The organism is Streptomyces sp. NPDC001941, assembly GCF_040296945.1.
GTDB lineage: Bacteria > Actinomycetota > Actinomycetes > Streptomycetales > Streptomycetaceae > Streptomyces.
On record NZ_JBEOYE010000002.1, the window covers coordinates 146,089 to 163,707 of the forward strand.

Consider the following 17,619-nt stretch of genomic DNA (forward strand, 5'->3'; position numbering starts at 1 on the left):
ACCACGGAGAGCGTCTTGAGCACTGACGAGCAGGCGACCAGAGCCAGCGGCAGCGTCCCCCACGCGTACGGGAACGCGCTCGCCTGGCGCTGGTCACGGGAGATGCCCACGCCCCTGCGGCGCGGCTTCCTCACGCTGCTCTACGCGCTCAGGGCCATGGCCAACTCCGACGGTCAACTCCGCTTCCCTGACAGCCCGATCCGGATCACGGACATCGCGAAGGCCATCGGCGCCGACGAGAAGGACACGCGCCGCTACCTCGCCGCTGCCGTAGAGGCCGGGGTCCTCGCGGTGCGCGGGGAGCAGAAGCGCGGCAAGCCCACCTTGTACGTGCTCCTGCTGGGCCCGTCGCCGGACTGGGCGGCGGCGGTGAAGTCCCTGGAGGACTCGCAGCGGAAGCGATCGGAGCGGAAGCCTCCGCCGTGGCGGGCGGCCGGAAAGAACGGGGGGCGGTCCCCCGAACTTTCAGAGCCGAAGTTCGGGGGACCGCCCCCGGAACTTACCGCCGGTACGCCGCTCGAAGTTCGGGGGACCGCCCCCCGTACGAGTTCGGGGGACCACCCCCCGACCAGTTCGGGGGACCGCCCCCTGAACAACCCAGGAAGTACCCATGTCTCTACCCATGACGAGGGGGAGGTCGTTCTCCGGCCTCAGGTAGTGGGCGCTCCCGACGATCAAGACGAGATCCCCCACGACGAGCAACCCCGCGCCGACCCCGCCGCCGAAGAGCCGCGCGAGTTCGCGCTCTGCGCGGGCTGCCGAGGCCCGCTCATCCCCGACCCCCAGCGTCCCGGCCGCGACCGCCACGCCTGGTGCACCACCGCCGAGAGGACCGCCTCATGAGCCCCATCCGGCCCGAGAACCGCCGCCGCTACCCGCCCAACTGGCCCGAGATCAGCCGCAGCATCCGCTTCGGCCGCGCCGAGAAGCGCTGCGAATGCCGAGGCGAATGCGGACGCGGCACCCACACCGACCGCTGCCCCAACGTCCACGGCGGCCTCGCGTACGGCACCGGCAGCCGCGTCATCCTCACCGTCGCCCACCTCAACCACCAACCCGAGGACTGCCGACCCGAGAACCTCCGCGCCATGTGCCAGGGCTGCCACCTCCACTACGACCGCGACCACCACCGCCAGACCGCCGCCGCCACCCGCCGCGCCGCACGCGAAGCCGCCGGCCAACTCGCCCTCGACGGCCCGTGATGGACCGCTCCGAGCGGCTCCACCGCTGCCCTCCCAACTGCCACAACTGCCCCCACCTCGACGGCGACGTCATGCCCAACTGCATGGGCACCGCCGCCCTCTCCCTCGAATCCACCTCCCTCGCTTGGTGCACCTGCGCCGCGAACCAGGAACTCCCCGCCGAGGACAGCACCGCCGCCCGCATCGCAGCCCTCGAAGCGCGCATCGCCGAACTGGAGGCCCGCCTGTGACGCCGTACGAGCGCCTGCTCCTCGACGAACTCCCCTCCTGCCCCGAAACCCCCGCCCCCGGCCGCGCACGCGACTGGCGAGGCACCTGGACCCCCGCCGAACAAGCCCAGCACCGCAACGACCTCCTCGCCGCACTCACCGACTGGACCGACACCACCGACCCCCGCCACCTCCGACTCGTACGAAACGAGGCCGCATGACCAGCGACGAACTCCCCAACCACCTCCGCGAACTCGGCATCGACCCGCGAGAAATCCACGACATCACCAGCCCGACCACCACCCGCGCGACCGACCCGGTTCCCGCCGAGGACGCGCGCCAGGAGACGGCCAGCCCCGTCGGCCTCGCCGCCGCGCTGCCGATGGCCGTGATGTCGGCGATCCTCCGCGACTTCGCCGGGCCGTACTACCCGGACCGCATCGGCGTGTTCTGCGACCACTGCGGCGTCGTCGAGGCGGACGACTACGTGGTCCACGAGGGCATGACCCGGGCGCAGCGGCTCCAGGTCGCCCGGGACCACCTCGTCGCCGCGAAGGGCTGGCGCTCGGATGACGGCGGCGACTTCTGCCCGAGCTGCAAGCCCACCAACTGATCACCAAGGAGACGACCATGCCCGACCAGCCGCTCCCGCCCGGCACCCGGGTCCGCCACGTCGGCCAGCAGTGGGCCCGCGCGGCGACCGCGACGATCCGGTCCGTCGACGGCCCGTACCCGGACGGCAGTTACGAGTACGAGGTCACGGCGGGCCAGGACTTCTCCCGCCGGACCGGGCCCGACAACCCGGAGACCCGCACGACCCGCTGGAACTCGCGGACCGTCCGCCCCGCCGCCGGGTCCGTGTCGTGACCCTCGCCGCCGCGCACACCACCACCCACACCCCGGAGAAGGCCATGCCGAACACCATCGCCGACAAGATCCGCGCCGACATCGCCCGCGAGACCGCCGAGATCACGGCGATCGTCCTGCGCGAGGCCGCCGACCGCTTCGAGGCCGCATGCCCCGACGCCAACGGCGAGCTGGACGTCTGCATGTGCCACGCCGCCCCAGTCCTGCGCGACTGGGCCAGCGAGGCGGAAGGCGGCACCCGATGATGACCACGCCCGCCGACGAGCTGCGCATCGCAGCGGCCAAGCTCCGCGACCTCGCAGACGCCATCAGCGCACCAGACCCCCGAGACCGGGCGTTCCACGCCGACGGCGCGACCGTCACGCAGGGCCGGTCAGTGATCGGATACGACGTTGCCACGGCGGAGACCCCCGAACTCGCCGAGTACATCGCCGTCATGCACCCCGGCGTCGCCCTCGCCCTCGTCGAGCTGCTGGAGACAGAGGCCGCCGTCGCGGACGGCTTCCGTGACAGGGCTCCCCAGATCACCGACGAGCAGATTGAGGCCATCTGCCACGGCCCCCTCGCCGTCGCCCGCGCGATCAACGGCGGTGCCCGATGACCACTCCCTGCCCCGCCGGCTGCGGACGCCAGCGCCAGACCGGCCGCTACCTCGACCTCGAATGCTGGAGCAACCTCACCGCCCGCACGCGCCGCGCGCTCAGCCGCCGCGACAGCAAGGCCCACGCCAGGCTGCGCGAGCTGCACACCCAGCTCGCGGCGGGCGTGCCCCTGAGCGAGATCGAGGTGACCCCGTGACCGACGACCCGTTCGCCGCAGCCGACCGGCTCCGCGGCACCATCCAGACCTCGACCACAGTCCTACTCGCCGCCGTCGCCTGGATCCTCCTCCAACAGGCCCAGTGGCTCCTGTGCGCCGCCGTGACAGTCGGGGCGGTCGCCCTCGGCCTCGCCGCCGCACACGGCCGCCACACGGCCACACAGGCCCGCCAGGCACGCGCCGACGCGGAACGGCGATACCGGTATGCGCATTCGCCCGAGAACGCCAGGTTCGTCCTCGACGTCTGCACCTGTTCGATCAGCGGCCAGTGCCCCAACTGCCCGCCCGAGCGCCTCCGGGGGTTCTGGTGACCACCGCCCGCCGCTGCCGCCCCACCGCCGTCTGCGGCTACCCCGAGGACTGCCAGGCCTACGAGTGGGACGACTGGTGCCCCTGCGACGACGAAGACGGCGAGTACGAGCCGTACGAGGCCGGCGACTTCGACGACGAGCCGTACGAGGAGCCCGCGCCCGGCCGCCCTGTCGAGGACGTCCTCATCTCGATCGATCAGTACAACCCGGAAGGAAGCTGATGGCCAAGATCGCAGAAGCCACCCTCGGCGCCCGCTTCGGCAAGCTCACCGTGACCGGCGAACGCATCCCGACGCGCCAGGCCACAGTCCCAGTGCGCTGTGACTGTGGCACTGAGAAGGTCGCATTCGTCCACCAGCTTGGCGTTCAAGTCAACAGCTGCGGTCAGTGTCTTCGCGCACCGGTGCACCACGGCAAGTCGCGGACGCCCGAGTACAGGGCGTGGATGCGCATGATCCAGCGCTGCACCAACCCCAACAACTCGAATTGGTCCCGATACGGCGGGCGCGGGATATCAGTCGCAGCGTGCTTCAGGCACGACTTCGAAGCGTTCCTTAGAGAGATCGGCCCGCGACCGACGCCCAGCCACTCGGTGGATCGGATCGACAACGACCGTGGCTACGAGCCCGGAAACGTGCGATGGGCCACCCCCAGCGAGCAGGCACTGAATCGCAGTCCACGCACGCTGTGCTGCCGAGGGCATCACCTCGACGGGGACAACGTGCGCACCACCCGCAAGGGCTCCCGAGCGTGCCGCGAGTGCGACCGACTCCGAGGGGCCGAGGCGCGTGCGAAGCGACGTTCTTTCCAGGAGCAGACGTGACCCAGACGACCGGCCGATACACCGCCGACACGATCACCGACCAGGCCCTCGACGAGCTGTACGCCACCGTCCGCCGACTCAATTACCGCGCCCAGCGCGCCGAGTCCACGATCGCGCAGTACGAACGGGCCGTCGTCCAGTGGGAGATCAGCGAGCGCGGCACGTACATCCCGCACGCCAGCCTCCGCGCGATCGGGAGGGTCACCGGCACGGACCTGCTCGGCAGCGTCCGCCACCTCCAGCATTTCCAGCGGGTCGAGCAGGCCGAGGCCGCCATCGCCCGCGTGCGCGCCCACCTCCGCTACGTCCTCGACTACCAGGGCCCCGGCCACTCGCACCTGGTCCCCGGCCGGTGGGACAAGGACGGCAGCCCCTGCGACCACTGCGCCCGCCTCGCCGAGGCCCGCGCCGCCCTCGACGAGCCCAAGGAGGGCCGACCATGACCGCCCGCGTCTACACCGGCGACATCCGCCGACAACTCCCCCGCACCGGACGCAGCGCCTACACCATCCGCCAAGACAGCCCCCGCACCATCCGCGTCAGCCGCGACGGACCCAGCGCCCGCGTGTGGCTGGAGATGCTCGCCGCCCGGCTCCAGCGGGACGGCTACTCCACCGAACTCCAAGAGCCCACCGCCATCCGGCCGCTGCGCCTACGGATCACCCGCAAGCACGCCCGGACCTGACACGCGAGAGGGGCGTGCTCCAGACCTCCCCAGGCCAGCACGCCCCACCGGTGCGATCACCGTACAGCTCGACCGCCACGGAGCCCACGATGACCACCGCACGCGCCGCCCTTCACGTCCTCACCCTCCGCTGGACCGACCTCACCGACACCCTCGGCGCACCCAACTCGGGTGCCTGGTACGGGACCGGGATCCGCAGCCTGCTCGCCGACACCCGCGACGCCGACGAGCAGCTCCTCGCCGAGCGCGCCGCCGCCGACCTCCGCGCCCTGGAGCGCGACCCCGCACAGATCGGCGCCCGACCCATCCCGCTGCGCCTCGACATCCACACCGCGATGATCACCATCACGGAGACGATGCGGTACGCCGCCGACGTCGTCGCCAGCAGCGTCCAGCGCGCCCCGATGACCGCCGCCCCCGCCGGCCTCCCCCTCACCGCAGGCGAGCAGGCCCGCCGCCGGGAGCTGGCCGCGGCCGACGTGCGGGATCCTCGGCGCTGGCCGATCGGCACGACGACGCGATCCCTGGAGTCCGCCGTCGGCTGGCTGGAGGCGCGCGTCGAGGGGCAGTCCGGCCCGTTCCGGCCGCTCGGCCCTGGCGACCACACGGCCATCTGCGACGCCACCAGGCAGGCCATCTGGCTCGCGGAGCAGGCCCTCGACCGCGGCGTCCACGCGGCGCTGACCCTGGCCCGGCCGTGCCCGCGCTGCGGCGGGCAGGTGACCATGCGCGGGTCGCGCGCGGCGTGCGGCGGGTGCCGGGCCGCGTGGACGACAGGGGAGGCCGTCGCGGCGTAGCGACCCAAGCGACCGAGCCCCCGACCGATGCGGGCGGGGGCTCGTGCGTGCGCGGGCGGCTACTCGGCCGTGGGTGGGTCCGTCAGGTCCGTACGGCGGCCCTGACGGATGCCGGCCTGGCGCGCCGCCCAGTAGCGGTCGAACCAGGCGACGGGGTACTCGGGCCGCGACGAGCCGGGGCGGAAGCTCGGCGGTGGCCAGCCCTCGGCCGGGTTCGTGGCCAGCCGGTGGATCAACGTCCTGCTCTTGCCGACTCGTTCGGCCAGCTTCGGAATGGTCATGGTCTCCCGCGGCTCCTCGCTGTCCGGGGTCTCGGGCATGGCACATCCTCTCGCGAGGTGTGGACATTGTCCACACTTCTCGCTACGGTCGAACTGGCACAGAAGACGGCCCCGGTCGGGCTCTCACACACCGGCCGGGGCCAGCCATCCACCTGACTGACCAGGAGATGACCATGCCCGAGCGTACCGACCAGCCCCCCGAGCAGCCCAGCCCCGCGACCCTCGACGCCCTCGACGTCGAACTCCGCCGGATCCTCCGCGACGGCACGTACGCCGCCCAGCTCCTCCGCTCCGTCGCCGACGAGCTGGACCAGGTCCCGTACCTCACGGTCAACGCCGACGAACTCGCCATGGCGATCGCCGTCGCCCACGACGTGCTGTTCTTCGACATGCCGCCGCTCCTCGCCGAGGAAGCCGCCGAGCGCGCCTCCGCCGTCATGCCGGACATCCACGACGACGGCCGCCAGACCTGCGGCGAGTACGCCACCCTCCTCCGCCTCGCCGCGAGGACCGTCTGATGCCCGCCGAGCCGGAGCCGCGCCCGACGCCCGTCGCCGAGCAGCCCGCGACCGTACGCGCCTGCCAGGCCGACTACGCCGCCGGAGCCGCCGCCCGCCGCGCGTCCGAGAAGGCCGACGCCCGCGCCAGCCGCCGCTGACCCCCTCCGACCGGCCGGGCCCGCCCCCAGACCCCGAGCGGGCCCGGCCTCCGCACCTGGAGTGCACCGTGCGCACACGCACCGCAACCCGCTACGTCGAGCACACCATCGACGGCAAGACCCGCCTCGTCCCCGACGAGTACGACGCCCCCGCGCCGCCCCGGGACTGGGACCAGATCGCCCTCAACATCGCCACCGGCATCGCCACCACCGGACTCGTCGCCGCCATGGCCTGGTCCACCGCCTCCATCGGCGACCTCCTCGACCGCGTCACCGTCGCCCCCGCCGCCTACGCCGCGGCCGGCACCTTCGACGCCGCGTGGATCCTCTGCCTGATCGTCGAGTGGCTGTGCCGCTACGAACCCGAGCGCGCCAAGACCGCCGCCCGCGCTGGATGGGTCGCCCTCGCCATCGTCATGGCCGCGCTCACCGTCCACGGCCACCTCGACGGCACCCTGTCCGTCGGCCTCGTCGGCGCCGCCGTCTCCGCCCTCGCCAAGGGCGGCTTCACGATCGTCATGGGCTACCACGCCCGCCCCCTCGACGCCCGCACCCTCGCGTGGCTGCGCGCCGAGGCCGCCGAGATCGACGGCAGCCTCGCCCTGATCCCCGCCCGCCGCCGCCTCACCCGCAGCCGCGCCCTCCTCGACGCCGAACAGGCCGCCCTCGGACCCGGATCGGACGCGGATCCGGACGCGTCCGGACAGTCCGGACCCAATCCGGCCGCCAACGTCGTCCCGATCACCCCCGGCGCCATGACCAGCAAGGACGCCGTCCGGATCGCCTGGGACTCCGGAATCCGGGACCGGGACGCGGTCGTCCGCGCGGCCAGCAAGATCCTCGGCAAGGCGATCTCTCCGGACACGGTCGACCGCTACCTCCGCGCCATCCGGGTCGGTGCGTGATGGCCGACGACTGGTGGGACCGGCTGTACGACGAGGAGCGCCCCGCGCCCGCGAAGACGACGCCCTGGTGGAACACCCGCGCCGCCCGGCCCGCCGAAGCCGAACCCGCGCCGCCGCAGCCCGCGTTCCAGTTCACCGTCACCCCGACCGCCCCCGCCGCAGACCGCGCCAGCGCCCGCCGGGCCCGCTACCGCTGGTGGTTCCTCCGCCGGGGGAGCGCCGCCGGCGTCGGCTACCTCCTCGGCCTCGGCCCCGTCATCCAGGGCCGGATCCACGAGTCCGGCAACGGGGCCGTCGGCTTCGCCTTCCTGCTCTGGATCGTCGCCTGGCTGCTCGCCACCAAGGCCCTCAACCTCGTGCCCGCGCGCGCCACCGAGGAGGCGCACCTCGCCGCCGACTGGCTCGCCCACATCCCCTCCGCCACCGTCCTCGCCGCACTCGCCCTCAACACCCCCGGAGTACTCCAGTGACCAGCCTCGCCGCCGCGGGCAGCCCCTTCGGCGCCCTCGGAAGCGGCGGACTCGCCCTCGTCGTCGTGGTGTTCCTGATCCTCGGCGTCCGCGGGAAGGGCCGCGTCAAGCTCACCGCCTCGCCCGCCGCCTACATCGGGTTCATCGCCGCGACCGCCGCCTCCGCTGCCGGAAAGACCTGGGGCAAGCCCGAGCAGGTCATCGGCCAGGGTCTCAGCGGCCTCGGAGTCGGCCAGTCCGGAGGCCCGTTCGGAGACGTTGGCCTCGGCGCCGTCGCCCTGCTCCTCCTCGCGATCTACCTCACGATGGCCCTCACCTCCGCCAGCGCCGCAGCTATCGGCGTCATCGCCGGAGTCGTCTGGCCCGCCACCGGCGACTCGACCCTGTGGTCCATCCCCTGCGCCCTCGCCGAGGCCGCCCTCGGCATGCTCGGGAGCTGACATGCGCGCCTGGATCGCCCTCTGGGACGGCTCGACCTCCCTCTGCCGCCTGCTCGCCGCGTGGATCGCCGGGGGACCGCTGCCCCGGCTCCTCGCCCTGGTTCTCGCCGCGGGGTTCGCCGTGGGCCTGCCCGTGACTACCGCCCTCGCCTGGCTCACCGTGGCCGCTTGGCTGACGACCTCGGTCGTCCTCGGCTACCGCTCCCCCTCGGACGCCGCGAAGCGCCTCCTCGACGACCCCGACGAGGCCACCGAGAAGGACGCGCCGGCCGCCCCCGCGATCGGGCCCGAGCAGCTCGCCGTAGCCCTCCACGCAGTCGGCTCCCCGCACGCCCACCTGTCCGCCCTCGCCACCCACCTGAAGATCACCCCGGGGGCCCTCCGCGAGGCCCTCACCGCCGCCTCCATCCCCATCTCCGGCGGGGTCCGCATGGGAGGCGCCGTCTCCACCGGCGTGAAGAAGGACCACTTCCCCGCGCTCCCGACCGACCCCGGAGACGGCGTTGTAGCCGCTGTTGTCCCTGGTGAGAGCAACAACAACAACGCGGCCGACTTCATCCAGGACAAGACGAACGCGCACCGCTGGCACGCCCCAGAGATCCTCAAGGGGGTGATCAAGCGATGATCCGTCTCATCCGCGCCGCCCTCGCCGACGTCTACTGCGTCACCTGCGGCTGGTGGTACCCCGAGCCCCACGGCCACTGATCCACCACCACGCCAGCACCACGCGGGATGATCCCCGCACCGCACGACCGGAGGAGCCCCATGGACACCGCCCTCGCCACCCCGCCCGCACCGCCCACGCCCGCCGCCGACCGCGTCCCGCTCGCGCAGCTGGCCGCCGAGACCGCGCGCGACCGGCGCCCCGAGCCCGACCGCGAACAGCCCCTCGCCGCCGCGGCCTTCCAGTCCGCCCTGTAGGCGCGTACCGTCGCCCCCATACCGAGGAGGCGGCCACCTCCGACGCCCCGCCGTGGATCCCCCGCCCGGCGGGGCGTCCTCACGTCCAGGCCCCCGCAGTTGACACCCGGCCACAGGCGCCCCATCATGGGCGGCAGATCCGGCGTGCCCGGACATAAACCACAAGCCCCGCCATCGAGCGGGGCTTTGCCGTATCCGCTGACACCGCGCTCACACCGCGCGCACCATGGACCCCTCACCGCACAGCCCAAGGGGGGCACATGGGGTTCATCAACGACGCCAAGGCCGAGACCGCCAAGCGGGACGCCGCCAAGGCCCACGCCGCCGGATACCGCACGCTCGTGTTCAAGATCATCGAGGCCAACTCGACCAGCCGCAGCACCGGCATCATGACCGGCGTCGGCGAACAGATCGACGCCATCGAAGCCCAGGGCTGGACCCTCGACACGATGACCGCCGCCGAAGGCAAGGCGCTCGGCGGCGAACGCGTCGCACTCGTCTGCCTGTTCCGCCGACGCGGCTGACCCACCCCGCACCGAGCCCGGCCGCACACCCCCGAGCGGCCGGGCTCACGCACGCCCGGGGAGGCGCCGTGACCAAGCGCACCGACATCACGGAGTACGGCTACCGCAAGACCCGGGCCCGCGTCCTCGCCGAATCCGACGTCTGCATCCTCTGCGGCCACGGCCTCGCCGACGCCGTCGACCACGTCATCCCCGTCGCCCGAGGCGGCACCAGCGACCCCGACAACCTCGCCCCTATCCACGGCGTGGCGGGCTGCCCCACCTGCGGGCGCAAGTGCAACAGCGAGAAGGGCGACCGCCCATTGGCGCAGGTCACGAGGCTGAAGACATCGAGGGACTGGTACGCCGGACCCTGACCCCGAGGAGCGCGTGACCATGAGCGGCGGCAGCTTCAGCCTCCTCTACCTCGCCCGTGATCTGGAGGAGCTAGTCAAGCGGCGCAGCGACCTCGCCGACATGGCCGAGACCCTCGCCCGGCTCGGCTACGCAGACGACGTCGCACGCGAGACCCAGCAGCTCCTCGCCCTCCTCGACGCCTGGGAAGCCGAGGCCGAGGCCCGGGTCAAGGCGCTCCGTGGCGTGTGGAAGGCCGTCGAGTGGTGGCACTCCGACGACTGGAACGAAGGACATGTGCACGACGCTCTCACCGGCTATCGAGATCAGCAGCGACGGGCCTCTGACCTGCATTGATCTCTTCGATCTCGTGATGACCTCGACCTGATCCGAGCTAGGTCGGTCATGATTTTTTAGGGAGATCATCTTCCCAGCCCCGCGCCCAGCCTTTATTTTTCTCCCCCCGGGCCGGATCTCAGGGGACGATCATGGAGGCGGTGCCCTTGACCAGGCGAAACGCAGCCAGCCGCGGGCCCGTCGAGGCGGCCGTCCGGGACGACATCGACCAGCTCGGGGACCTCACCGGCGTGGAGCCGTCGCTCACCGAGCTGGCGTACACCCTGGCCCGCGAGGTCGACCTGACCCAGACCGGGGAGTGCGAGGACTGCGGCGCCCGGGTCCCGCTGGAGGACAGCACCAAGACGTTGCCGACTCTCTCCCGCGAGCTGCGCCAGACGCTCGCCGCGCTGCTGGAGGGGCGGGTCGTGAATGACGACGACGACGGACTCGGGGACCTGGCAACCCCCGAGTGACTTCGCGGCCGACCTGTACGAGCGGTACGGCCTGACGTGCCCGCCGCTGTGGGGCACCCCCCGGCATCCGGACCGACCCTCGCTCGGGCCGAAGCTGTGGAAGGTCATGACCAAGCTCGGCGCCCCGCCGATGCCCTGGCAGAAGTACGTCACCGACGTCGCCCTGGAGATCGACCCGGCCACCGGTGTGTTCGCCTACCGCGAGGTCGGCATCAGCGTGTCCCGGCAGCAGGGCAAGACCGAGCTGTGCCTGGCCGCCCAGGTGCACCGGGCGCTGGCCTGGCCGCGGCAGAACATCGTCTACGCGGCGCAGACCCGGGGCATGGCGAGGCAGCGCTGGGAGGATGAGTTCTGGGAGAAGATCGCCGCGTCCGAGCTGGCCCGCCTGGCACGTATCCGCAAGAGCAACGGCAACGAGGCGATCCTGTGGCCGCGCACCCGCTCGAAGATGGGCATCACCGCCAACACCGAGAAGGCCGGCCACGGGCCGCCCCTGGACCAGGGCTTCATCGACGAGGCGTTCGCTCACGAGGACGACAGGCTTGAGCAGGCTTTCTCGCCCGCGATGCTGACCCGCGCCATGGCTCAGCTGTGGTGGGCCTCGGCCGGCGGTACGGAGAAGTCGGCGTGGCTGAACAAGAAGCGGAAGATCGGGCGGGCCTTGATCGAGGCGCAGTTCGCCGCGCTCGCCGAGGACCCGAACGCTCCCCGCCCGCGGGCGGCCTACTTCGAGTGGTACGCCCCTGAGCACCTGGACCGCGCGGACCCCGAGACGTGGCACAGGACGCTGCCCGCGCTGGGGCACACGGTGACCGAGGACATCATCCAGGCCGAGCTGGAGAAGCTCGACCCGGCCGAGTTCGACCGGGCCTACCTGAACCGCACGCGCAAGGCCACGCCGCCGTCCGACCCGAACATCCCGCGCGAGCAGTGGACGGCCGCGGCCTCCGAGGACTCGCGGCCGGCGGCCGACGAGGTGGCGCTCGCGGTGGACGTGGCGCAGGACCGCAGCCACGCGAGCATCGGCGCGGCGATCCGGCGTCCGGACGGGCGGGTGCACATGGAGCTGATGGACCGGCGCCCGGGCACTGACTGGGTGGTGCCCGCGCTGGTCCGCCTCCACAGCCTGTGGAATCCGCTGGTCGTGGCAGTCGCCTCGTCGGGTGCCCCGGCCGGGTCGCTGATCGACGACATCACGACGGCCGGGATCACCGTGCCGGAGGACAAGGAGCAGCCGCACCGCGGGCACCTGGTGGTGATGCGGACGAACGACATGACCGAGGCGTGCGGCGGCTGGGCGGACGCGGTCCGCCAGGGCGCCGCCGTGCACATCGACCAGGCCCCGTTGACAGGGGCCGTCAACGGCGCGCGGACGCGCCGCAACGGGGACGCCTGGCAACTGGACCGGACGCACTCCCTGGTGGATGTGAGCCCGCTGGTGACGGTCGTCGAGGCGCGGTGGGCGCTGCTGTCCAAGGGGCCGTCCGTGCTGGAGGACTACGACGTCCTCGATTCGATCTACTGAGGAGGCGACGCGCATGCGTGAGTGGGTGACGACGCTCCTCGACGCGCTCGGGCTGGCGCTGATTGCGGCTGGGATGGGCGCCGCGTCCGCGCCCCTGCTGGGGTGGGGAGGGCTCGGGGTCTCCGGGGTGGTGCTGCTGGCCGGATCGACTGCGGCGGCCCGGCTGGACAAGCCGAAGGGCGGTAGCGGATGAGCCTGTTCACGCGCCGCAGCATCGCTGGCCCGACCGCGTCCGAGCTGATCCCGCCCCGGGTGCCGCAGCGGGCGGGCGGGGTGTCGGTCACGAACGAGACGGCGCTGCGGCACAGCGCGGTGTGGGCGTCCCTGCGTCTGCGCGCGAACCTCATCTCGATGATGCCGGTGGACCTGTACCGCCGGGTCGACGGGGTCATGGTCGAAGTGCCCAAGCCTCCCGTCCTGGTCAACCCTGGCGGCGAGTCGGTCGGCATCCAGGAGTGGCTCTACTCCACCCAGTTCGACCTCGACCGAGCGGGCAACGCCTTCGGTCTGATCACCGCGCGGGACGGGCTGGGGTTCCCGGCCCGCATCGACCTGCTGCCACTGTCCGACGTCACGGTGAAGTCGACCGGCGGGAAGGTCACCGCGTACCGCGTGGGCAGCGAGACCTACGACCCGAGCGACGTGTGGCACGAAAAGCAGTACACCGTGGCGGGACTGGCGGTCGGCCTGTCCCCGCTGGCCTACGCGGCCTGGTCGATCGGCGAGTACCTGAGCATCCAGCAGTTCGCGCTCGACTGGTTCGGCAACGGGGCGGTGCCCAGCGCGCACCTGAAGAACACCAACAAGACGATCAGCCCGGCGGCGGCCGAGGAGACGAAGCACCGGTTCAAGGCGGCGACCCGGAACGGCGATCTCTTCGTGACCGGGAACGACTGGGAGTACGAGATGATCCAGGCGGAGAGCGCGGGTGCCGACTGGATCGAGGCGAAGCGCGCGACGTCGACCGACATCGCCCGGTACTTCGACGTACCCGGGGACCTGATCGACGCGGCGGCCGGTGGCTCGTCGATCACCTACGCGAATCTCACGCAGCGGAACCTCCAGCTCCTGATCATGCACCTGGGGCCGGCGATCGGCCGCCGCGAGACGGCGCTGTCGAGCATCACGTCCCGGCCCCGGTTCGTGAAGCTCAACACCGACAGCCTGCTGCGGATGGACCCGCAGACCAGGACCGGCGTCCTCGCGCAGCAGATCAACGCCCGGATCCTCGCCCCGTCCGAAGCGCGCGAGATCGAGAACCGGCCGCCGTTCACGACCGACCAGCTCGCCGAGTTCGACCGACTGTTCGGCAAGGGCGCGCAGCCACAGCCCGCCACCGCGACCCCGCAAGGAGGCACACCCTCATGACCGACATGGCGACCCTGCGGCAGCAGGCTGCCCAGGCCCGCGCCGGCGCCGCGGGCTCCATCGCAATGCACGTCCCCCGGGACCGGCCTGAGTCCCCCGAGATCCGGTTCACGTCCCAGCTCAGGGCCAAGACCGTGGAGCGGGACGGCATGCCCTGGTTCCAGGTGGAGGGCTACGCCTCCAGCTTCGAGCAGGGCTATGAGATGTGGGACGCGTTCGGCCCGTACACCGAGGTCGTCTCGAAGGGCGCGGCCGACGCGACGCTGGCCGCCGACCCGGAGGTGGTGTTCCGGTTCAACCACGCCGGGACCCCGATGGCCTCGACGAGGAACAGCCGCCTGGAACTGTGGGCGGACGACGCTGGCCTCGGGCAGCGCGCGTGGCTCAACCCGAAGCGCAGTGACGTGCAGCTCCTCGTCCAGGCGATCGAGGACGGCGACGTGCGCGAGCAGTCGTTCATGTTCCGCATCACCGGCGGCCAGTGGTCCCCGGACTACACCGAGTACCGCATCCAGTCCTTCGACCTGGAGCGCGGCGACGTCGGCCCCGTGACCTACGGCGCCAACCCGCACACCAGCGTCGCGGCTCGCTCCGGCGAGTTCCTCGACGCGATCCCGAACCTGCCGCCGCTGGCCGCCCGCGAGGCGCTGGCCCGGCTGTCCCAGCGCGCCGACCTGATGCCGTCGGCCGCGCCCACACCCGTCCTGCTGCCGACGCCCGCGCCGGCCCCGGCAGCACCCGGAAAGCAGGGCCGCTCGCTGGCCCTGCTGCGCACGCAGCTCCTCGTCGAGCACGGCAAGGACGACTGACTCGCCCCACCATCAGCACGCCGTCCGGCAGATGACCCAGACGGCGGGACCCCGACGCGCCCCGGCAGACGCCCCGTTGGCGCGCGGTCGCGCTACTCACCATCTACCGGAAGGACCCCGTCATGCCCGGAGGGCTGGACGAGCTCATCGCCTCGATCGAGGTGGAGCTGGAGGCCGCGCAGAAGCGGCGCACGAAGACGATGAAGGAAGCCGAGCTGATCCTGGCCAAGGCCGGGCAGGACGGCCGCTCGAACCTGACCACCGAGGAGGACGACCGGGTCGCCGAGCTGTTCGCCGCGCGCGACCAGGCCAAGGCCGACATCGCCGGGATCGAGAAGAAGCTGGAGAACGCCCGCGGCCTGAAGGTCGAGGAGATGGAGCGGGCCGAGCAGGCCAAGCGTGTCACGCCCACCGAGGTACGCCGCCCGTCCTACGACCAGGTGGCGCGGGTGGGCCGCGAGGAGCGGACCTACCGCAAGGACCAGGACCCCCTCGGCAAGGGGTTCCTCATGGACATCTGCCGGCAGTTCACGTTCCAGGACGTCGAGGCGTCCGCGAAGCTGGCCAGGCACATGGCCGAGGAGCGTGTCGAGCGCGCCGAGTACATGCAGCGTGCCGTGGGCACCGGCGCGTTCGCCGGGCTCACCGTGCCGCAGTACCTGACCGACCTGTACGCCCCGGCCACGGCCGCGCTGCGCCCGTTCGCCGACGTCTGCAACCAGCACCCCCTGCCTGAGTCGGGCATGTCGGTGAACATCTCCCGGATCACCACCGCGTCCAGTGCCGCGCTCCAGGCGTCGGAGAACGCGGCCGTGTCCGAGACCGACATGGACGACACGCTGCTGACCGTGCCCGTGCAGACGGCGGCCGGACAGCAGACCGTCTCGCGGCAGGCGATCGACCGGGGCAACGGCATCGAGGACGTCACGATGCAGGACCTGTTCAACCGGGTCTCGACCAACCTCGACTCCACGCTGATCAACCAGGCGACCACCGGCCTGTCTGCGGCGGCCACGGCCGTCGCCTACACCGACGCCTCCCCGACCGGCGCCGAGCTGTACCCGAAGGTGCTCGCGGGCGCGGCCGGGGTCGAGGCGGCGCTGCTGGCGATGGGCCGCCCGTCGCACGCGGTGATGCACTCGCGCCGCTGGTACTGGCTGTCCTCGCAGATGTCCTCGACGTGGCCCCTGATCAACTGGTCCGGGCTGCCGGTCCAGGCCGGCGGGATGGCGAACGCGGGCAGCTCCTACGGCTCCGGCCCGCGCGGCGTCCTGCCCTGCGGCCTGGAGGTCATCGTCGACAACAACATCGCGACGAACGCGGGCGCGGGCACCAACGAGGACGAGATCTACGTGGTGCCGAACTCCGAGTGCCACCTGTGGGAGGACCCGTCCGCCCCGATGTTCATCCGCGCCGAGCAGGCCAAGGCCGCGAACCTCGGCGTGCTCCTCGTCGCCTACTCCTACTTCGCGTACACCTTCGGGCGCTACGCGAACGGGATGCAGAAGATCGGCGGCACCGGCCTGGTGACCCCGGCGTTCTGATCCCGGCTCCGGGGGCGGGGCCCGCGTAGCGGTGCGCGGGCCCCTCTGCCCCGGCCAGAGAGGAGAGCACGATGCCGACCATCTCCGCGATCGGCGGCGACCGGTGGCCCAACTCCGCCCGGCTGTCCAGCACGCAGGCCGGGAACGGGGTCTCGACGAACGTCGTCGACCGGGGCGCGGCTGTCGAGCGGCCGGCGCTGCTGACCATCGTCACCACCGTGGGCGCCACGCCCACCTGTACGTATGCGATCGAGGGCAGCGCGGACGGCACCGACTGGTGGCCCGTCTCCTACGCCGACCCGGCCACCCCCGACACCGGGGCCGTGGCCACGTTCGCGATCACCACGGCGACGACGACCCGCAAGATCCTGCGCGCGGCGCAGCCGTGGCGGTTCCTGCGGGTCACGTACTCGTCGAACACCAACGTCACGAACACGACGGACGTGACGATCTTCTGAGGAGTGAGGCATGAGCCAGACCGACGACCCGATGGTGGCCGCGCTCCTGCGCGAGCGCGCGGGCTACGTGGCCCGCGGGCTCGACGACCGGGTGGCCGCCGTGGACGAACAGCTCGCGCTGCGCGGCTACAGCGGCGAGGCCGCGCCCGAGACCCAGGAGCCGGAGGGCCGGGCCACACCACAGGTACAGCAGAGCACCGCCGAGGGCCGGGGCCGCGGGCGGGGCCGGCGGGCCAGCGAGTAGCACCGTGGCCAACGAGTACGCGGACCTGCCCACGCTCCTCGCGCAGCTCGGCGCCGAGCCCGGGGACACCAACCTCGACGGGCTGCTGCGGTCCGCGCTGGAGGCCGCGTCCCGCAGCATCGACCGCGCGACCGGCAGACGGTTCTACCTCGATGCCGCTCCGTCCGCGCGCCGCTACAACCCGCGCGAGCGGACGGCACGGGAGACGGACGGCGAGCGGCTGCTCGTCGACGACATGGGCGCCGAGCCGACCACCGTCGAGACCGGCTCCGGCGCGTCATGGTCGGTCGTGGCCGCCGGCCAGTACGAGGCGGGCCCGGACAACGCGCTCGCCGACTCCCGTCCGCTCACGTCGCTGCTGGCACTGTCCTCGTACTGGGACACCGGCGGCACCGGGCGAGTACGCGTGACCGCACGGTGGGGCTGGCCGGCCGTCCCCCCGGAGATCGCGCAGGCCACGCTCATCCAGGCCAACAGGCTGTTCAAGCGCAAGAACTCGCCCGAGGGCGTGATGGGTTCCGCCGAGTGGGGCGTGGTCCGCCTGTCCCGCCGGGACCCGGACGTCTGGAATCTGATCGAGCCGTACATGCTCCCGGGCATGGCGTGAAGGGAGG

35 protein-coding genes are annotated in these 17,619 nt (G+C 72.2%); 34 read left to right on the forward strand and 1 reads right to left on the reverse strand.

The features are described 5' to 3' along the window. Positions 1–15 precede the first annotated feature (15 nt). The 15 genes from ABT160_RS02515 to ABT160_RS02585 all read left to right on the forward strand — a co-directional run bounded on the left by ABT160_RS02515 (position 16) and on the right by ABT160_RS02585 (position 5,713). The gene (locus ABT160_RS02515; RefSeq protein ID WP_351642504.1) at positions 16–843 is read left to right on the forward strand and encodes a hypothetical protein; all 828 of its coding nucleotides are present in this window, start codon (positions 16–18) and stop codon (positions 841–843) included. Continuing rightward, complete coding sequence (locus ABT160_RS02520) at positions 840–1,202, forward strand: hypothetical protein (RefSeq protein ID WP_351642505.1); 363 nt, start codon at positions 840–842, stop codon at positions 1,200–1,202. The genes ABT160_RS02515 and ABT160_RS02520 overlap by 4 nt, the downstream gene beginning before the upstream one ends. Further along, positions 1,202–1,432, forward strand: coding sequence for a coiled-coil domain-containing protein (locus ABT160_RS02525; RefSeq protein WP_351642506.1), 231 nt, complete (start codon positions 1,202–1,204; stop codon positions 1,430–1,432). Before ABT160_RS02520 ends, ABT160_RS02525 begins: the two co-directional genes overlap by 1 nt. After that, positions 1,429–1,632: a hypothetical protein gene (locus ABT160_RS02530; protein ID WP_351642508.1), complete on the forward strand. Its 204-nt coding sequence runs from the start codon at positions 1,429–1,431 to the stop codon at positions 1,630–1,632. The genes ABT160_RS02525 and ABT160_RS02530 overlap by 4 nt, the downstream gene beginning before the upstream one ends. Continuing rightward, on the forward strand, positions 1,629–2,024 hold the full coding sequence (locus ABT160_RS02535; protein ID WP_351642510.1) for a hypothetical protein: 396 nt from the start codon (positions 1,629–1,631) through the stop codon (positions 2,022–2,024). The genes ABT160_RS02530 and ABT160_RS02535 overlap by 4 nt, the downstream gene beginning before the upstream one ends. Positions 2,025–2,041: 17 nt before the next feature. Further along, positions 2,042–2,278 (forward strand): hypothetical protein, encoded by a 237-nt coding sequence (locus ABT160_RS02540; protein ID WP_351642511.1) that lies wholly within the window; start codon positions 2,042–2,044, stop codon positions 2,276–2,278. After that, entirely contained in the window at positions 2,275–2,523 is a 249-nt protein-coding gene (locus ABT160_RS02545) for a hypothetical protein (protein ID WP_351642513.1), read from the forward strand. Before ABT160_RS02540 ends, ABT160_RS02545 begins: the two co-directional genes overlap by 4 nt. After that, on the forward strand, positions 2,520–2,879 hold the full coding sequence (locus ABT160_RS02550; protein WP_351642515.1) for a hypothetical protein: 360 nt from the start codon (positions 2,520–2,522) through the stop codon (positions 2,877–2,879). The genes ABT160_RS02545 and ABT160_RS02550 overlap by 4 nt, the downstream gene beginning before the upstream one ends. Continuing rightward, a complete protein-coding gene (locus tag ABT160_RS02555) occupies positions 2,876–3,076 on the forward strand; it encodes a hypothetical protein (protein WP_351642517.1) in 201 nt (66 codons plus the stop codon). Before ABT160_RS02550 ends, ABT160_RS02555 begins: the two co-directional genes overlap by 4 nt. After that, on the forward strand, positions 3,073–3,408 hold the full coding sequence (locus ABT160_RS02560) for a hypothetical protein (protein WP_351642518.1): 336 nt from the start codon (positions 3,073–3,075) through the stop codon (positions 3,406–3,408). Before ABT160_RS02555 ends, ABT160_RS02560 begins: the two co-directional genes overlap by 4 nt. Next, complete coding sequence (locus ABT160_RS02565) at positions 3,405–3,629, forward strand: hypothetical protein (RefSeq protein ID WP_351642520.1); 225 nt, start codon at positions 3,405–3,407, stop codon at positions 3,627–3,629. The genes ABT160_RS02560 and ABT160_RS02565 overlap by 4 nt, the downstream gene beginning before the upstream one ends. Further along, the gene (locus tag ABT160_RS02570) at positions 3,629–4,231 is read left to right on the forward strand and encodes a hypothetical protein (protein ID WP_351642521.1); all 603 of its coding nucleotides are present in this window, start codon (positions 3,629–3,631) and stop codon (positions 4,229–4,231) included. The genes ABT160_RS02565 and ABT160_RS02570 overlap by 1 nt, the downstream gene beginning before the upstream one ends. Then, on the forward strand, positions 4,228–4,674 hold the full coding sequence (locus tag ABT160_RS02575) for a hypothetical protein (RefSeq protein WP_351642522.1): 447 nt from the start codon (positions 4,228–4,230) through the stop codon (positions 4,672–4,674). Before ABT160_RS02570 ends, ABT160_RS02575 begins: the two co-directional genes overlap by 4 nt. After that, positions 4,671–4,916, forward strand: coding sequence for a hypothetical protein (locus ABT160_RS02580; RefSeq protein WP_351642523.1), 246 nt, complete (start codon positions 4,671–4,673; stop codon positions 4,914–4,916). The genes ABT160_RS02575 and ABT160_RS02580 overlap by 4 nt, the downstream gene beginning before the upstream one ends. 89 nt (positions 4,917–5,005) lie before the next feature. Next, a complete protein-coding gene (locus ABT160_RS02585) occupies positions 5,006–5,713 on the forward strand; it encodes a hypothetical protein (protein WP_351642525.1) in 708 nt (235 codons plus the stop codon). A 59-nt stretch (positions 5,714–5,772) separates the two neighbouring features. Here the strand turns inward: ABT160_RS02585 and ABT160_RS02590 are convergent, their stop codons facing one another. Further along, positions 5,773–6,033, reverse strand: coding sequence for a hypothetical protein (locus ABT160_RS02590; protein WP_351642527.1), 261 nt, complete (start codon positions 6,031–6,033; stop codon positions 5,773–5,775). 134 nt (positions 6,034–6,167) lie between these two features. On the opposite strand from ABT160_RS02590, the gene ABT160_RS02595 reads away from it, so the two are divergent. The 19 genes from ABT160_RS02595 (at position 6,168) to ABT160_RS02685 (ending at position 17,612) form a co-directional block, all read left to right on the forward strand. After that, entirely contained in the window at positions 6,168–6,512 is a 345-nt protein-coding gene (locus ABT160_RS02595; protein ID WP_351642529.1) for a hypothetical protein, read from the forward strand. Beyond that, positions 6,512–6,652, forward strand: a complete 141-nt coding sequence (locus ABT160_RS02600; RefSeq protein WP_351642531.1) for a hypothetical protein — start codon at positions 6,512–6,514, stop codon at positions 6,650–6,652. Before ABT160_RS02595 ends, ABT160_RS02600 begins: the two co-directional genes overlap by 1 nt. Before the next feature lie 68 nt (positions 6,653–6,720). Then, positions 6,721–7,557 carry a protein transporter Sec31 gene (locus ABT160_RS02605; protein WP_351642532.1) on the forward strand — a complete coding sequence of 279 codons (837 nt, stop codon included), beginning with the start codon at positions 6,721–6,723 and terminating at the stop codon, positions 7,555–7,557. Continuing rightward, positions 7,557–8,027, forward strand: coding sequence for a hypothetical protein (locus ABT160_RS02610; protein ID WP_351642535.1), 471 nt, complete (start codon positions 7,557–7,559; stop codon positions 8,025–8,027). The genes ABT160_RS02605 and ABT160_RS02610 overlap by 1 nt, the downstream gene beginning before the upstream one ends. Beyond that, positions 8,024–8,467: a hypothetical protein gene (locus ABT160_RS02615; RefSeq protein WP_351642537.1), complete on the forward strand. Its 444-nt coding sequence runs from the start codon at positions 8,024–8,026 to the stop codon at positions 8,465–8,467. Before ABT160_RS02610 ends, ABT160_RS02615 begins: the two co-directional genes overlap by 4 nt. Before the next feature lies 1 nt (position 8,468). Next, positions 8,469–9,092, forward strand: a complete 624-nt coding sequence (locus ABT160_RS02620) for a hypothetical protein (RefSeq protein ID WP_351642539.1) — start codon at positions 8,469–8,471, stop codon at positions 9,090–9,092. Positions 9,093–9,232: 140 nt separating this feature from the next. Further along, positions 9,233–9,388 carry a hypothetical protein gene (locus tag ABT160_RS02625; RefSeq protein WP_351642542.1) on the forward strand — a complete coding sequence of 52 codons (156 nt, stop codon included), beginning with the start codon at positions 9,233–9,235 and terminating at the stop codon, positions 9,386–9,388. A 260-nt stretch (positions 9,389–9,648) separates the two neighbouring features. Further along, on the forward strand, positions 9,649–9,912 hold the full coding sequence (locus ABT160_RS02630) for a hypothetical protein (RefSeq protein WP_351642545.1): 264 nt from the start codon (positions 9,649–9,651) through the stop codon (positions 9,910–9,912). A gap of 68 nt (positions 9,913–9,980) precedes the next feature. Further along, positions 9,981–10,268 (forward strand): HNH endonuclease, encoded by a 288-nt coding sequence (locus ABT160_RS02635; RefSeq protein ID WP_351642547.1) that lies wholly within the window; start codon positions 9,981–9,983, stop codon positions 10,266–10,268. Positions 10,269–10,287: 19 nt separating this feature from the next. Further along, entirely contained in the window at positions 10,288–10,602 is a 315-nt protein-coding gene (locus ABT160_RS02640; protein ID WP_351642548.1) for a hypothetical protein, read from the forward strand. A gap of 146 nt (positions 10,603–10,748) precedes the next feature. Then, positions 10,749–11,057, forward strand: a complete 309-nt coding sequence (locus tag ABT160_RS02645; RefSeq protein ID WP_351642550.1) for a hypothetical protein — start codon at positions 10,749–10,751, stop codon at positions 11,055–11,057. Beyond that, complete coding sequence (locus ABT160_RS02650; RefSeq protein WP_351642551.1) at positions 11,014–12,582, forward strand: terminase large subunit domain-containing protein; 1,569 nt, start codon at positions 11,014–11,016, stop codon at positions 12,580–12,582. Before ABT160_RS02645 ends, ABT160_RS02650 begins: the two co-directional genes overlap by 44 nt. A gap of 13 nt (positions 12,583–12,595) precedes the next feature. Then, positions 12,596–12,775, forward strand: coding sequence for a hypothetical protein (locus ABT160_RS02655; protein ID WP_351642553.1), 180 nt, complete (start codon positions 12,596–12,598; stop codon positions 12,773–12,775). Beyond that, positions 12,772–13,950 carry a phage portal protein gene (locus ABT160_RS02660; RefSeq protein ID WP_351642556.1) on the forward strand — a complete coding sequence of 393 codons (1,179 nt, stop codon included), beginning with the start codon at positions 12,772–12,774 and terminating at the stop codon, positions 13,948–13,950. Before ABT160_RS02655 ends, ABT160_RS02660 begins: the two co-directional genes overlap by 4 nt. Then, positions 13,947–14,759, forward strand: a complete 813-nt coding sequence (locus tag ABT160_RS02665; RefSeq protein WP_351642557.1) for an HK97 family phage prohead protease — start codon at positions 13,947–13,949, stop codon at positions 14,757–14,759. The genes ABT160_RS02660 and ABT160_RS02665 overlap by 4 nt, the downstream gene beginning before the upstream one ends. A gap of 122 nt (positions 14,760–14,881) precedes the next feature. Further along, positions 14,882–16,303: a phage major capsid protein gene (locus ABT160_RS02670; protein WP_351642559.1), complete on the forward strand. Its 1,422-nt coding sequence runs from the start codon at positions 14,882–14,884 to the stop codon at positions 16,301–16,303. Positions 16,304–16,374: 71 nt separating this feature from the next. After that, positions 16,375–16,761 (forward strand): hypothetical protein, encoded by a 387-nt coding sequence (locus tag ABT160_RS02675; RefSeq protein WP_351642561.1) that lies wholly within the window; start codon positions 16,375–16,377, stop codon positions 16,759–16,761. A 10-nt stretch (positions 16,762–16,771) separates the two neighbouring features. Beyond that, positions 16,772–17,005, forward strand: a complete 234-nt coding sequence (locus ABT160_RS02680; RefSeq protein WP_351642563.1) for a hypothetical protein — start codon at positions 16,772–16,774, stop codon at positions 17,003–17,005. A 4-nt stretch (positions 17,006–17,009) separates the two neighbouring features. Next, the gene (locus ABT160_RS02685) at positions 17,010–17,612 is read left to right on the forward strand and encodes a phage gp6-like head-tail connector protein (RefSeq protein ID WP_351642566.1); all 603 of its coding nucleotides are present in this window, start codon (positions 17,010–17,012) and stop codon (positions 17,610–17,612) included. Positions 17,613–17,619: the final 7 nt, after the last annotated feature.